This window comes from Nonomuraea sp. NPDC051298, from assembly GCF_055586305.1.
On the sequence record NZ_JBVJIM010000002.1, the window covers coordinates 892,186 to 905,228 of the forward strand.

General features: G+C 71.8%; 15 protein-coding genes. 8 read left to right on the forward strand and 7 right to left on the reverse strand.

All coding sequences use genetic code 11. The features are described 5' to 3' along the window. The first annotated feature begins 85 nt into the window (after nt 1-85). A complete protein-coding gene (gene meaB / locus ACZ6S0_RS09370) occupies nt 86-1,051 on the forward strand; it encodes a methylmalonyl Co-A mutase-associated GTPase MeaB (RefSeq protein WP_465915005.1) in 966 nt (321 codons plus the stop codon). Between the two features lie 10 nt (nt 1,052-1,061). Here meaB and ACZ6S0_RS09375 read toward each other — a convergent pair whose 3' ends face one another. From ACZ6S0_RS09375 to ACZ6S0_RS09390, 4 genes are all read right to left on the reverse strand, one after another. Further along, a complete protein-coding gene (locus tag ACZ6S0_RS09375; protein ID WP_465915007.1) occupies nt 1,062-2,270 on the reverse strand; it encodes a pentapeptide repeat-containing protein in 1,209 nt (402 codons plus the stop codon). Between the two features lie 270 nt (nt 2,271-2,540). Continuing rightward, nucleotides 2,541-3,521 (reverse strand): CU044_5270 family protein, encoded by a 981-nt coding sequence (locus ACZ6S0_RS09380; protein ID WP_465915008.1) that lies wholly within the window; start codon nt 3,519-3,521, stop codon nt 2,541-2,543. Beyond that, nucleotides 3,518-4,096 (reverse strand): RNA polymerase sigma factor, encoded by a 579-nt coding sequence (locus ACZ6S0_RS09385; RefSeq protein WP_465915010.1) that lies wholly within the window; start codon nt 4,094-4,096, stop codon nt 3,518-3,520. Before ACZ6S0_RS09385 ends, ACZ6S0_RS09380 begins: the two co-directional genes overlap by 4 nt. A gap of 150 nt (nt 4,097-4,246) precedes the next feature. After that, on the reverse strand, nt 4,247-6,238 hold the full coding sequence (locus ACZ6S0_RS09390) for a heavy metal translocating P-type ATPase (protein WP_465915011.1): 1,992 nt from the start codon (nt 6,236-6,238) through the stop codon (nt 4,247-4,249). Between the two features lie 67 nt (nt 6,239-6,305). On the opposite strand from ACZ6S0_RS09390, the gene ACZ6S0_RS09395 reads away from it, so the two are divergent. From ACZ6S0_RS09395 to ACZ6S0_RS09410, 4 genes are all read left to right on the forward strand, one after another. After that, nucleotides 6,306-6,692 (forward strand): ArsR/SmtB family transcription factor, encoded by a 387-nt coding sequence (locus ACZ6S0_RS09395; RefSeq protein WP_465915014.1) that lies wholly within the window; start codon nt 6,306-6,308, stop codon nt 6,690-6,692. A 283-nt stretch (nt 6,693-6,975) separates the two neighbouring features. Beyond that, nucleotides 6,976-7,410, forward strand: a complete 435-nt coding sequence (locus ACZ6S0_RS09400) for an SRPBCC domain-containing protein (protein WP_465915016.1) — start codon at nt 6,976-6,978, stop codon at nt 7,408-7,410. Next, nucleotides 7,397-7,759: an ArsR/SmtB family transcription factor gene (locus ACZ6S0_RS09405; protein ID WP_465915018.1), complete on the forward strand. Its 363-nt coding sequence runs from the start codon at nt 7,397-7,399 to the stop codon at nt 7,757-7,759. The genes ACZ6S0_RS09400 and ACZ6S0_RS09405 overlap by 14 nt, the downstream gene beginning before the upstream one ends. Further along, nucleotides 7,756-8,139, forward strand: a complete 384-nt coding sequence (locus ACZ6S0_RS09410) for a VOC family protein (protein WP_465915019.1) — start codon at nt 7,756-7,758, stop codon at nt 8,137-8,139. Before ACZ6S0_RS09405 ends, ACZ6S0_RS09410 begins: the two co-directional genes overlap by 4 nt. 61 nt (nt 8,140-8,200) lie before the next feature. Here the strand turns inward: ACZ6S0_RS09410 and ACZ6S0_RS09415 are convergent, their stop codons facing one another. The 3 genes from ACZ6S0_RS09415 to ACZ6S0_RS09425 are packed head-to-tail and all read right to left on the reverse strand — an operon-like array spanning nt 8,201 to nt 10,871. Further along, complete coding sequence (locus tag ACZ6S0_RS09415) at nt 8,201-8,731, reverse strand: hypothetical protein (protein ID WP_465915021.1); 531 nt, start codon at nt 8,729-8,731, stop codon at nt 8,201-8,203. Further along, a complete protein-coding gene (locus ACZ6S0_RS09420) occupies nt 8,728-10,143 on the reverse strand; it encodes an ATP-binding protein (RefSeq protein ID WP_465915023.1) in 1,416 nt (471 codons plus the stop codon). The genes ACZ6S0_RS09415 and ACZ6S0_RS09420 overlap by 4 nt, the downstream gene beginning before the upstream one ends. A gap of 44 nt (nt 10,144-10,187) precedes the next feature. Beyond that, on the reverse strand, nt 10,188-10,871 hold the full coding sequence (locus tag ACZ6S0_RS09425) for a response regulator (RefSeq protein ID WP_465915025.1): 684 nt from the start codon (nt 10,869-10,871) through the stop codon (nt 10,188-10,190). A 179-nt stretch (nt 10,872-11,050) separates the two neighbouring features. On the opposite strand from ACZ6S0_RS09425, the gene ACZ6S0_RS09430 reads away from it, so the two are divergent. From ACZ6S0_RS09430 to ACZ6S0_RS09440, 3 genes are all read left to right on the forward strand, one after another. Continuing rightward, nucleotides 11,051-11,329 carry a hypothetical protein gene (locus tag ACZ6S0_RS09430; RefSeq protein ID WP_465915028.1) on the forward strand — a complete coding sequence of 93 codons (279 nt, stop codon included), beginning with the start codon at nt 11,051-11,053 and terminating at the stop codon, nt 11,327-11,329. Between the two features lies 1 nt (nt 11,330). Further along, nucleotides 11,331-11,996, forward strand: a complete 666-nt coding sequence (locus ACZ6S0_RS09435; RefSeq protein ID WP_465915030.1) for a class F sortase — start codon at nt 11,331-11,333, stop codon at nt 11,994-11,996. A gap of 116 nt (nt 11,997-12,112) precedes the next feature. Further along, nucleotides 12,113-12,943, forward strand: coding sequence for a S1C family serine protease (locus tag ACZ6S0_RS09440; protein ID WP_465915031.1), 831 nt, complete (start codon nt 12,113-12,115; stop codon nt 12,941-12,943). The last annotated feature ends 100 nt before the right edge of the window (nt 12,944-13,043 follow it).

A 13,043-nucleotide genomic window follows, 5' to 3' on the forward strand; every position in this document is an offset into this window, starting at 1 on the left:
AGATCAGAACTCCAGCACCCTACTCGCAAAGGTCAAGACTTGTCAGAAGTTAGGCTGATCAACTGGGAAGAAGGGGGTAAATGGGGTGCACTCGCTGGAGGACTACGCCCGCGGCGTACGGGCGGGGTCACGTACCTGGATCGCCCGCGCGATCACGCTGGTCGAGTCGACCAGGCCCGACCACATGGCGCTGGCACAGCGGCTGCTCGTCGACCTCACCCCCCTCTCCGGACGGGCCCGCAGGGTCGGCGTGTCGGGGGTGCCCGGCGTCGGGAAGTCCACGTTCGTGGACGCGCTGGGCACCCGGCTGACCGCGCAGGGGCACAAGGTCGCCGTGCTGGCCGTGGACCCGTCCTCCACGCGAACGGGCGGCAGCATCCTCGGTGACAAGACCCGCATGTCCCGGCTGGCGGCCGACCCCGCCGCGTTCATCCGCCCCTCGCCCACCTCCGGCACGCTCGGCGGCGTCACCAAGGCCACCAGGGAGGCCATGGTCGTGGTCGAGGCGGCCGGCTTCGACATCGTCCTGGTGGAGACCGTCGGCGTGGGCCAGTCGGAGACCTCGGTGGCCGACATGGTGGACACGTTCCTGCTGCTCACCCTGGCCCGTACGGGTGACCAGCTCCAGGGCATCAAGAAGGGCGTGCTGGAGCTGGCCGACGTCATCGCCGTCAACAAGGCCGACGGCGAGTACGAACTGCCCGCCAGGAAGGCCGCCCGCGAACTGTCGGGGGCGCTGCGCCTGCTGCGCTCAGGTGACGCCCCGCCGCCCGTACTGACCTGCAGCGCGCTGACCGGCGACGGGCTCGACAAGCTCTGGCGGCACGTCCTGGCCCACCAGGACGCCCTCGACCTGGCCGCCAAGCGCAGCCGCCAGCAGGTGCGCTGGACCTGGACGCTCGTCCAGGACCGGCTGCTGTCGGAGCTGCGCAACGACCCTGAGGTGGCGGCGATCACCGAGGAGGTCGAGCGCGAGGTGCTGGCCGGAGAGATCACCCCGGCTCTGGCCGCGGACAGACTCCTCTCCGCCTTCAGACGCCCCCGATCCTGAGGGCGAGGTCTCAGAACCGGGTCGTCTCGTCCACGGTCGCCTCCGCGCGTATCTGCTGCGGGGTCTTCCCCTTGACGCCCTCCAGGTTCGCGCCGCTGAGCTGTGCCCCGCGGAGATCCGCTCCGCTCAGGTCCGCCCCGCGCAGGTCCACCCCCGACAGGTCCGCGCTCTGCAGGAACGCTCCGCGCAGGTTCGCTCCCTGGAGGTTCGCGCCGGACAACGAGGCCGCGGCCAGATATGCGCCGTCCAGGTGTGCTTCGTCCAAGTTCGCACTGGCCAGGAATGCGAACCTCAGGTCCGCGCCGCGCAGATCCGCGCCGTAGAGCTGCGCACCGCCCAGGAACGCCGTGTTCAGGTCCACGTTGCGCAGGCTCATCTCGGTCAGCTCCGCCCGGTGAAAGCGGACCTGAGAAAAGTCGGCAAGGCCGCCGAAAGGGGTTGCGCCGTCACCACGTCCGCTGCTCGCCAGATTGGCGGCGATGGTCATGGCCGCTGACACATCCGCCTTCGGCTTGGTAAGAGGTACCTCCCGGAGCTTGAGGTGGGTTGCCGTTTTCGCCGTGCAGATCGGGGGGAGTTTCTGCTGCTCGTCTGTCGCCGTGCAGAAGTCGTGCCCACGGACGAAGGCGGCCAGCACGTTGCGGATCGAGTCCCGGTCGCGGGGTGAGTCGACGGCCAGGCGTTGTAGAGCGTAGATGCCGCCCAGGCGCACGTCCTGTTGGGCTGATCCCAACTGTTCGACGGCTTTGGTGTAGCGGTCGGTGATCTGGCCTTGTTCGGCCAGGCGCTGGCCGTCCACCGCGAGGAGCTGGGTCTCGCGGGCGGTGTTCAGGGACTCGGCGGTGTACCAAAGACCTTGGGCGGTGAACACCAGACCGCCGATCACCACCATGCCGGTGGCGGCCTGGATCAGCGTGTGCCGGGCGGCGTTGACCGCTTCGGCGCGCTCGGCCGGGCTCATCTGCCGACGCTCGGCAGTGCTCAACGGGGTGCTCTCCCCGGCCAGCCGCCGCGCGACCGGGCCGATCAGCAGGGCGAGCAGCAGACAGGCCACGCCCGTCAGCGCCGTACCGGTCAGTGTCCACCGCGCCCAATCCGGCATCGGCAGCGCGGCCGCCGCGCCCGCGCAGGCCGCGATCGCCACCACGATCGCAGCCAGGGAGAGCAGCCGGAGCCAACGCCGCGGAGCCGGATCCGGTGCCGCGGAAGGCTCGCCCATGGCGGACGCGCTTGGCGCGGCCGTGTCCCGGGCGGCACGGCGGGCCCGCGCGGCGACGGCCGCGGCGATGATCTCGCGCGGTGGTACACGGGGTGGTACACGGGGAGGTCTGATGGTCGCATCCCTATCGCACCGTTCACCTGGCCGTGATCCAAGTTACGGGAAGGGAGGACCCAGAGGAAGGAGTCCTTCGTCGACCTCCTCCTGCTGGGACGCCGCGCGGCTCGACTCGGCCGCGGTCGTGGTCGTGGTCGTCCGGTGAGCGCGGGCTCAGAGGCAGCCGCTCCGCTTCAGGGACTTGGACCAGGCCGGGAGCGCGTCGGTGAGCTGCGGACGGGTGATGGACCAGAGTTCACGCCCTTGCCCCGGCACGAGTTCCTGGCCGCCCAGGAGGACGTAGGAGGTCTTGTCGAAGATGAGGGATTCGCGGGAGACGGCGCCCCCGGGGCCTCGGTTGTCCACCCGGGTCACGGCGATGCCCGATTTGCCGGTGGCGTCCTTGAGCTCTTCCACCTCGATGCCCGGCAGGGTCGCGGCGATCTTGAAGATGGCCGCCTGCTGCTCGGGCGGGACCGGGCTGCCGAGGATGTGGACGACGCCGTTCCAGGTCTGGGTCGCTGTGTCCTTGCTGGGGGCCATTTCGTTACCGCGTTCGGCCAGCTTGCGCCGGAGCTGCTCCTGGTCGGTCGGCCACCCGCGAAGGTCGGCGTAGGCAGGACGCCCGGCGCCACGCTCGGGGCACCGGGTCAGGAGTTCCCGGTACTCGGGGCCCCGGGGGTTGGATTTCGACGGCTTGTGCCACCACAGGTCTGGGCGGGAGCCGTCGACGGACTCCCAGACCTCGCCCGTGACGTGGCGCGGACCACCGACGTTGGAAACCCCGTTCTCGCTGCGGGTCTCCGCGATCCGTTCGTAGTGGAGGTACTGGTCGTCGCGGGGTTCCGGCCACGGGGTGGCGGTCGCGGCGTCGGCCGCCAGCCTCAGCACCTCGGCGGCGCTCGCGGGCGCGAGGGGGTTGAACGACTGGAGGGCGATCGCTCCTGCGGTCATCGCCGCGACCAGGCCGCCCGCCGGCAACAGACGCCGCACTCCGGCCGCCCGTGCCCGGGGCCGCCGGGTCGTGCGGGCTTCGGTCAGGAGGGCGGTACGGGCGGGGGCGAGGCGGTCCGCCGTGGGGTGCGGCTTGTCGGCGAACAGGTCGCGCAGGTCGCGGAGTTCGGTCAGGTCGGTCAGGTCGGTCCGTTCGTTCATGAGGTCTGCTCCGTCGTGGGGTCGGTGCTGCCGAGGGCGTCGCGGACGATGGCCCGCGCGCGGTTGAGGCGGGAACGGACTGTTCCGATCGGGATGGACAGGGCGTTGGCGACCTCCTCGTAGGTGAGGTCGGCCCAGGCCACGAGTAAGAGGGCGTCGCGGTCGCGGGCCTTCAGCGAGGCGAGCGCCTGGGCGAGCGGGCGGCGTACGGCATGCGCGCTCGCCCGCTCAAGAGCCTGCTCCATGGCCTCGTCGGCGTCGGGAAGCACGCCCATTTTCGAGTAAGCCCGGTAGCGGTGTACCTCGGCACGCTGATGCCGGCGGATGAAGTTGGTCGCGAAGCCGTACAACCAGGGGAGGGCCTCCGGGCGGGCGGTGTCGTAGTCGCGGCGCTGCCTGAACGCGGCGAGGAACGTCTCGGAGACGACGTCGTCGGCCGTGTCGTCGCCGAGCCGGCGGGCCACATAACGGTGGATGTGTCCTGCGTGCCTGTCGAACAGCAGGGCGAAATCCTCGGGATCTCGCCACGATCGTTCGATCAGGGCGGCGTCAGACAGGGTCGTGCTGAGCGGCATGTGGTTGGGCCTTCCCAAGGAAGTGGTTTCGCCCGTCTTTCACACAAGTCAGCGAACGAGTTCACGGCGAGCTGCCGCGGCGCCGGTGCAGGGAAGAAGGGGCTGCCGTCGAGGACGTCTCCGGCTGAGGTGGTGGTTCATGGGGGGAGGTCAGCCTTCGGGAGTGGCGGCACGCCGCCAGGCCGCCTCGCGCAGCAGGCGCAGGCCGTTGAGGCCGACGATGACGGTGGAGCCCTCGTGCCCGGCGACGCCGAGAGGCAGCGGCAGCTCGCCGACCAGGTCCCAGATGACCAGGCCGGTGATGAACACCGCGGCGATGACGAGGTTCTGGACGACGAGGCGCTTGGCCCGCCGTGACAGGGCCACCACCGCGGGGATGGCGGCCAGTTCGTCGCGCACCACCACGGCGTCGGCGGTCTCCAGGGCCAGATCGGAGCCGGCGCGGCCCATGGCGATCCCGCTGTACGCGGCGGCCAGCGCGGGGGCGTCGTTCACGCCGTCGCCGACGACCAGCACCTTGCGCCCGGCGTTCTCCATCTGCCGCACGGCGGCCACCTTGTCGGCCGGCAGCAGTCCGGCACGCACGTCGACGATGCCGACCTCGCCGGCGAGGCGGGCGGCGGAGCGGGGGTTGTCGCCGGTGACCAGCACCGGCGTGGCACCGGTCAGAGCGGTGAGGGAGGCGACGGTGGTCGCGGCGTCCGGCCGCAGGCGGTCGGCGATGCCGAGCGCTCCGGCCGGGACGCCGTCGAGGGTGACCAGGACAGCGGTACGGCCCTGGCTTTCCAGCCCGGCGACCGCGGTCGCGGCGTCGGCGGCGCGTTGCCCGCTCAGGCCACGCAGCAGCCGCTCGGGGCTGCCGACGCCGACCTCGACCCCGTCAACGGTGGCGGTGACGCCGAGGCCGGGGGTGGAGGCGAAGTCCTCCACCCCGGGCACCCGCAGGCCGCGCTCGCGGGCCGCGGCGACGACGGCGCGCCCCAGCGGGTGCTCGCTGGGGTGCTCGGCCGCCGCGGCCAACGCCAGCAGGGCGTCGGCGTCCAGGTCGGCCCCGGGCAGGGGACGGAGGTCGGTGACGCGGGGGGCGCCTTCGGTCAGGGTGCCGGTCTTGTCCAGGGCGACCGCGTCGATCTGGCCCAGGCGTTCCATGACCACGGCGGACTTGATCAGCACGCCGTGCCGTCCGGCGTTGGCGATCGCCGACAGCAGCGGCGGCATGGTGGCCAGCACCACCGCGCACGGCGAGGCGACGATCATGAACGTCATCGCGCGCAGCAGCGTCGACTGCAGATCGGCGCCGAAGACCAGCGGCACGGTGAACAACGCCAGAGTGGCGGCCACCATGCCGATCGAGTAGCGCTGCTCGACCTTCTCGATGAACAACTGGGTCGGCGCCTTGGTCCTGGACGCCTCCTCGACCATGGCCACGATCCGGGCGATCACCGAGTCCGACGGGTCGCGCTCGACCCGTACCCGAAGCGCGCCGCTGCCGTTCAGGGTGCCGGCGAACACCTCGTCGCCCACCTGTTTGGCCACCGGCAGCGGCTCGCCGGTGATGGTGGCCTGGTCAACCTCGCCGGCTCCGTCCAGCACCCGCCCGTCGGCGCCGACCCGTTCGCCGGGCCGGATGAGGATCACCTCGCCGAGCGCCAGTTGCCCGGTGGGTACCGTCTCCTCCCCGCCGTCGTCGGTGAGGCGGGTGGCGGTGGCGGGGGCCAGGTCGAGCAGGCCGCGTACCGAGTCCTCGGTGCGCTTGGTGGCCACGGCCTCCAGCGCGCCGGAGGTCGCGAAGATGACGATCAGCAGCGCGCCGTCGAAGACCTGCCCGATCGCGGCGGCGCCGATCGCCGCGGCGACCATCAGCAGGTCCACATCCAGCGTCCGCTCGCGCAGCGCCTTCAGCCCGGCCAGGCCGGGCTCCCACCCGCCGGCCGCGTAGCAGGCCAGGTACAGCCCCCACCACAGCCACGACGGCGCGCCGGCCAGATGGCTGACGCCGCCCACGGCGAACAACGCCAGAGCCAGCACGGCCCAGCGCACCTCCGGCAGCGACCACATCCCCGACCAGCGCGGCGCAAGAGCCCTGGCAGGCGGTACGGCGCCGACCTGGCCGGCGGCCGGTGTCCTCAATTCCGTTGTCACCGCATCATCGTATATGCGCACCCACGCAGATACGCAAGCAGGAAGGTGAAGGGGTATGCTGGCGGGTATGCACACGTCGTTGCCGGACTTCGACATGCCGAACGAGGAGCAGGTGCACCTGGCCGCCGAGTCGTTCCGGCTGCTGTCCGATCCCACCCGCATCAAGATCCTGTGGGCGCTGCTGCAGGGCGAGTCCAACGTCGCCTGCCTGGCCGAACTCGCCGACGCCGCGCCCACCACGGTCAGTCAGCACTTGGCCAAGCTGCGGCTGGCCGGTCTGGTCAAGGGTCGTCGCGAGGGCACCTTCGTCTACTACAGCGCGGCCGACGAGCACGTGCGCCGCCTGCTCACCCAGGGCCTGTACCACGCCGACCACATCGATGGCGACACCGACCACGACGACCTGGGCCACGCGCCCGGCCTCACCACCGTCGAAGAGCCCGCCGCCGGGTAGGCAGTTACGGTCGCCGTCGCCGCGCACGGCAACCAGGCGCGGGCATGGGATCCGGCCACGGGTGAAAGCCTCGGCAGGACGATCGCGGTGTCGGGGGGCGGGGACGGCACCGTACGGCTGTGGGGTCTGGGGGCCGCGCCGTTGTTGTCAGGCGGGTGGCCGCGACCTGCGGTCTTGCGATCGTCTCCTCGGTGATGACCATGTGCCGGGGGCTTGCGGACAGTTATCGCAACCTGTAGGTTGCTTATTAATGGCAACCCAAAGGTTGCGAAGGAGGGGGAGTATGGTCGCGGATTCGATCGAGCGGGTGGTGGTGCTACGGCACCCCATCGACCGGGTGTGGGCCGCGCTGACCACCGCGGAAGGGCTCTCGCGGTGGTTCGGCTCGGCGGCGGAGATAGAGCTGCGGCCCGGCGGGCGGGCGTTCTTCCGCTGGGACGACCTCGACCAGGAGTCAGTCGCCACGATCGCGGTGGTCGACCCGCCGCACCGGTTCGCGTTCAGGTGGGGGATCGAGGGGCTGCCGGAGGAGGACGCGCCCCAGACGCTGGTGGACTTCACCCTGGAGCAGGTGTCCGACGGCACCCGGCTGCGCCTCGTGGAGAGCGGGTTCGCGCAGGCGGCCGACGATCTGGCCCGGTCTGCCCACCAGAGCAACAGCCAGGGATGGGACGCTGAGCTGGCCGACCTGAATGCCTACCTCGATGCGGCCGCCTGATACTGAGGAGCAGGCCGTCGCGGTGTTCGCGGCACTCACCGATCCGACGCGGCGGGCGCTGCTGGAAGAACTCGCCCGCGCCGGGCCCGCGACCGTCACCGATCTGGCGCGACGGTTGCCGATCAGCCGCCAGGCGGTCGCCAAGCACCTCGGCCAGCTCGCCGAGGCGGGCCTGATCAGTTCCGGCGCACCGGACGGCCGTCGCCATCCGTACCGGCTGGAGCCGGCCGCCGTGCGCGCGGCCCAGGTGTGGCTGGCCGGGCTCGCCAACAGGTGGGACCACCGGCTGGCCGCGCTGGAACGCGCGCTGGACATCACCGACCCGAACGAAGGAGTCACACAACCATGAGCAAGCCAGAGTTCACCGCAGGTCTGAACATCGCCATGAAGATCCCCAAGGCCAACTACGAGGCCACCGTGGCCTTCTACCGCGACACCCTGGGCTTCGACGTCAAAGAGGACGACGTCTCCTACGCCCCGACCGTCTCGAGAACCCATTCGGTGCGGTTCGGCCCCAACACGCTGTGGCTCGACTGCGTCGACAACTACAGCCGGCCCGACCTGTGGCTGCAACTGCACACCGACGACCTGGACGCGGCGACCCGCGAACTGGCCGACATCGGCATCCACCCGTGTGACGAGGTGGAGCCCTTCGAGAACTTCGAGTCCAGAACCCACTGGATCAAGAACCCGGCCGGTGTCGTCCACCTGCTCGCCGAGTCCGGCTGACCCTACGATGACGCGAGCCCGAGGTCGGGCAGTGCCCGGGACCAGCGCGGTTCGCGGGAGGTCACTCCGGCGCGCGGGGGAACTCCGAGCACCGGAAGGAGCCGAACCGCCCGGCCTTGTCGCGCTGGATGGTGACCGTGACGGCGTCGGGGTCGATGTCCGAGCGCGCGGCCAGGGCGCTCGCGGCGGTGCAGGTGAGCTGCCCCAGCCACAGGTTCTGGTCACGCTGCCTGGGCGACAGGCTCCCCAGCGGCGTCGGTACGGGGGCGGCGAGGGAGATGGTGACCTTCGCCCCTTCCGAGGTGACCTTGGCCGGCGTGTCGGTGTCGGGCTGTAGTTCGGTGCGCAGTCCCTGCCGTTGCTCGTCCGAGGTGGGGCCGTCCACCAGCAGGTTCAGCGTCTCCTCCGGCGAGGGCCACGGCATGGGCCGGCTCACGGCGCGCAGGCGCGCGCCCGACACGAAGTAGAGGCGGATGCTGGGCTGGAACCCGACGGGCGGTTCGCCCCCGTCCAGCACGCCGGTCGGGCTGATGGCGCATCCGGCCAGCAGCGAGGCGACCGCCAGTGCGCGGGCGGGCCCGCGGAGGTTCATCTCGGCTCCGGGTGACGGGGAAGGGCGACGCGGAACAGGGCGCCGCCGCCGGGTGGGTTGGCCACGTCGATCGAGCCTCCGTGCAGGCGCGCGTTCTCGAGGGCGATGGCCAGGCCGAGCCCGCTTCCTTCCGACCTCGTCCTGGCCGCGTCGGCCTTGGAGAAACGGTCGAAGACGTGCGGGAGAAGGTCCGGGTCCACCCCTGGGCCGGCGTCCTGGACCTCGATGAAGATCCGGTCGGTGTCCGGCGGGGCGTCCGCGCGCAGCCGTACGGTGACCGGGGGCGCCCCGTGCCGCAGGGCGTTGCCGACCAGGTTGGCCACGATCACGTCGAAGCGGCGGGGGTCCATCCGGATCCGCACCCGCGAGGGCAGGTCCAGGACGACGCGGGCGGTCCAGCCGCGGGTACGCAGGCAGGCGCGGATCGCGTCGGCCACGTCCACGTCGTCCAGGCTGAGCCGCGCCGCCCCCGCGTCGAACCGGGAGATCTCCATGAGATCGTCGACGAGCCGCGCCAGCCTGCCCACCTCCAGGTTCAGCAGCCGGGCGGCCTCGGGCAGGTCGCCTTCGAGGTGACCGGCCTCCTCCTCGAACATCTCCGCCATCGCCAGGATGGACGCGAGCGGGGTGCGCAGTTCGTGGGACACGTCGGCGACGAACCGGCGGGCCCTGACCTCCATCTCGCGCAGCTCGGACAGGTTGGCCTCCAGGGCGGCGGCCGTGCCGTTGAAGGTCTGCACCAGCCGGGCCAGCTCGTCGCGGCCGGTCACCTTCAGCCGCGTGTCCAACTCGCCCGCTCCGAGCCTGCGCGCCGCCCGGTCCAGGTCGCGCACCGGGCGCAGCACGCCTCCGGCCGCCAGCAGCGCGAACAGCACGGCCAGCGCCGCGACCGGGAGCAGGCCGTTCCGCGCGGCGACGATCAGCGCGTCCCGGTCCGCCGCCTCCTTCTGCAGCGGGGTCACGAGGTAGACCTCCACCCCGGAGGGATCGCGCTGGCGGCCCAGCAGCACGGGCGTGCCCACGACGAGGTAGGGGGTGCCGGACGAGACGACCCGCTGGTAGGCCAGCCGCCGCCCGTCCGCGACGCTGCGGCGGAGCGCGGGCGTGATCGGGCCGGTGCCGTCTCCCGAGGCGACCAGGCCCGAGTCCGCGTAGACGGCGGCGCCGGTCGCCTCCAGGAACGCGGGCGCCACGCCGTTGGCGAGCCGTTGCAGGGCCGCGCGGTCGGGCGGGTGCCGCATGTTCTCGGTGAGGGTCGCGACGCGCAGCCGGAACTCGTTGACGACCGACCACTCCGTCCTGGTCAGCATGAGGTCGTGCGCCTGGCGGTAGACCAGCCCGGCGGCGGTGACCGCGCTCAGCCCCGCGAGCAGCACGAAGACGACCACCAGCCGGGCCCGGAGCCCGCGCATCCCCAGCGGGAGCCTGGGCCTGCGCCTGTCTCGAGCGGCGGGTGTCACAGAGGGCCGAACCGGTACCCGAACCCGCGCACGGTCTGGACGTACCGGGGCTTCGAGGGGACGTCCTCGATCTTCGTACGCAGCCGTTGCACACACGCGTCCACCAGCCGGGAGTCGCCCAGGAAGTCGAGGTCCCACACCGACTCGAGGAGCTGCTGGCGGCTGAACACCTGGCCGGCCGCCGCCGACAGCTCCAGCAGCAGCCGCAGCTCCAGCGGGGGCAGCGTGATCGGGACACCGGCCTTGGACACGGTCAGCGAGCCCCGGTCGATCGTCAGGTCGCCGTGCGACTCCGGCCCGGTTTCCGGCGCTTCCGCCGCGCTCCCGCGCCGCAGCACCGCGCGGATCCGCGCCTCCAGCACGCGCGGACGTACGGGCTTGACCACGTAGTCGTCGGCGCCCGCCTCCAGGCCGCTGACGATGTCGAGGTCGTCGCCACGGGCCGTGAGCATGACGATCGGCATGGGGCCGCCCGCCCGGATCCGGCGGCAGACCTCGAAGCCGTCCAGGCCGGGCAGCATCAGGTCGAGCACCACGATGTCGGTGGGGGTGACCTGTAGCCGGCGCAGCCCTTCCTCGCCCGTGCCGGCGGCGTCGACCTCGTGGCCGTGGCGGCTGAGCGAGAGACGCAACCCCTCCCGTACGGAGGGGTCGTCCTCGATCAGCATCACCCTGGCCACGGTTCAAGTATCCGGCTTGATCACCACGTTTCCGGACGATGTCGCCATTCATTACACGCTCATGACATTCCAATCATGGCGGGCGCACATCGCGCTGCCAGCATCTGAGCCGCTCCCCATCGGAACTCTGATCGCGGGCGGTCCGCGCCGATCCGGCGCGGCCGTCGTAGGAGGATGTCATGCGTTTTGCCGGTAATGCTGTGGCCGCGGCGGGGCTCACCGTCGCCTTGCTGACCGTCGCCGGGCCGGTCCTGGCGGCGACGGCGCCCAACCCTGTGGGATCGCCGACGCCCCAGCCCCGTTTCGGGGAGCCGGGCCGCCAGATTCCCGAGGGGGCTCCGGAGACCGGGGGCGGTCGCGACGCGAGCGCGCTCGTACCGGTCGGAGGGGTCCTGCTCGCCGCCGGAGCCGGGACGGGTCTGCTGGCACTGCGCCGCCGCAAGCGCGCTCAGGCGTGAGGTGCCGGAGCTGACCAGGGGCGGCCACCGGGCCCTCGGCCTGGTGGCCGCCGCGCTCACCGTGGCGGGCGCCGTACTCGCGAGCACCGCCCTCCTGTCCAGGGAGGCATGGGAGGCCAGGGAGGCCCCGCCCGCCCCCGCGCGCGTGGAGGCGGCGGACGACCCCACCCGTACGCGAACACGGGGGACGGACTCCCCGTCGACCGCTCCCGTCCTGCCCCGTTCCGAACCGCGCCGCCTGGACGTGCCGAGGATCGGCGTGCACGTCGCCCTCTCGCGGCTCGGCCTCAACGCCGACGGCACCGTACAGGTGCCACCGGTGGACCGGCCCGAGCAGGCCGGTTGGTACGCGCGCGGCTACGCGCCCGGGGAGCGCGGGGCGTCCGTGATCCTCGGCCACGTCGACGGCGCGGGACGCAGGGGCGTCTTCCACGAACTCGGACGGATGCGCCGGGGCGACCGCATCTCCGTCACCCGCGCGGACGGGTCGGTCGCCGCCTTCGTGGTGCAGTCGGTGGAACAGGTGCCCAAGAGCCGCTTCCCCTCCCACCGCGTGTACGGTCCGCTCGACCACGCGGGCCTGCGCCTGGTGACCTGCGGCGGCGGCTTCGACCCGCTGACCGGCCACTACACGGACAACGTCATCGTCTACGCGCGTCTCACCTGACCGGCCGGGCCTCGTACCCCGGCCGGCGGGTCCGGCTCGCGTACACCGCGTCGTTTACCTGACGTCGCCGACGGTAACGCTATGTAGTGGAACCGTGGATCGGAGAGGATCCCCCCTTGCGCATCTCAACCACGCTCGCCGTGCTCGCCGCCGCCGGGCCCATGGCCATGGCCCCGTCAGCCCCCGCCTGGGCGGGCTACGAAACCCGCGCCGTCAACGGCGCTCAGCACCACCACGCAGCCGCCCAGGCCGCGTCCGCGCTCCCGGCCACCGGATCGACAGCCCTCCGAACGAACGGCCCCGTCGCGCTCCCAGCCCGCGTCGCGGCGCAGCAAGAAGTGCCGGAACTCGACGCACCGGGCACTGCGAAGCCTGTCACCTTCCCGCCGGACAACCGCGTCCGCCCCGCCTCGAGCACGTTCGTCTTCACCGCTCCGCGCCACACCCACATCACCCGCTTGGAGATGAACTGCCGCCCCCGCCCTTGCGCGGAGGCCATCGCCACCGACGGCTCCACCGCCACCGTCCGCATGCCACCGGGGCGGTGGCGGTGGAACATGCCCGTACGCGTCTGGCTCCAGGCCGACGCCAACGCCCCTTTGACCAGGGCCCGGTACAGCGGAAGTCTGAGCATCGACGGCGAGCAGCAGCCTCTCGACGTGATCATCACCGAGGGCAAACAGGGCTTGTTCGGCATCAGCCGTGCGGACACCCCCGACAACAGTGGCGCGCTGGTGTCCGAGGTCGTGCCGGGCGGCCCAGCCGACAAGGCCGGGATCCGCGCAGGTGACGTCATCATCGCCTTCAACGGCAAGACCGTCACCAACGCCAGGGAGCAGCGTGCCGCCCGCACGGGAGTGCGCGCCGGAGCCACCGTGCCCGTCACCTACCGCAGGCCCGACGGCAGCGTCAGGACCACCGAAGCCACCCTGGTCGACGTGCTCTGATCATCGCTGCGGCCCGGTACGCGCGAGATCGTTCTCAGCGCCGATGCTCAACTGTTCACGCCTGACCTGAAATTCTGCCGTCGCCCGCGAACACGTAGGA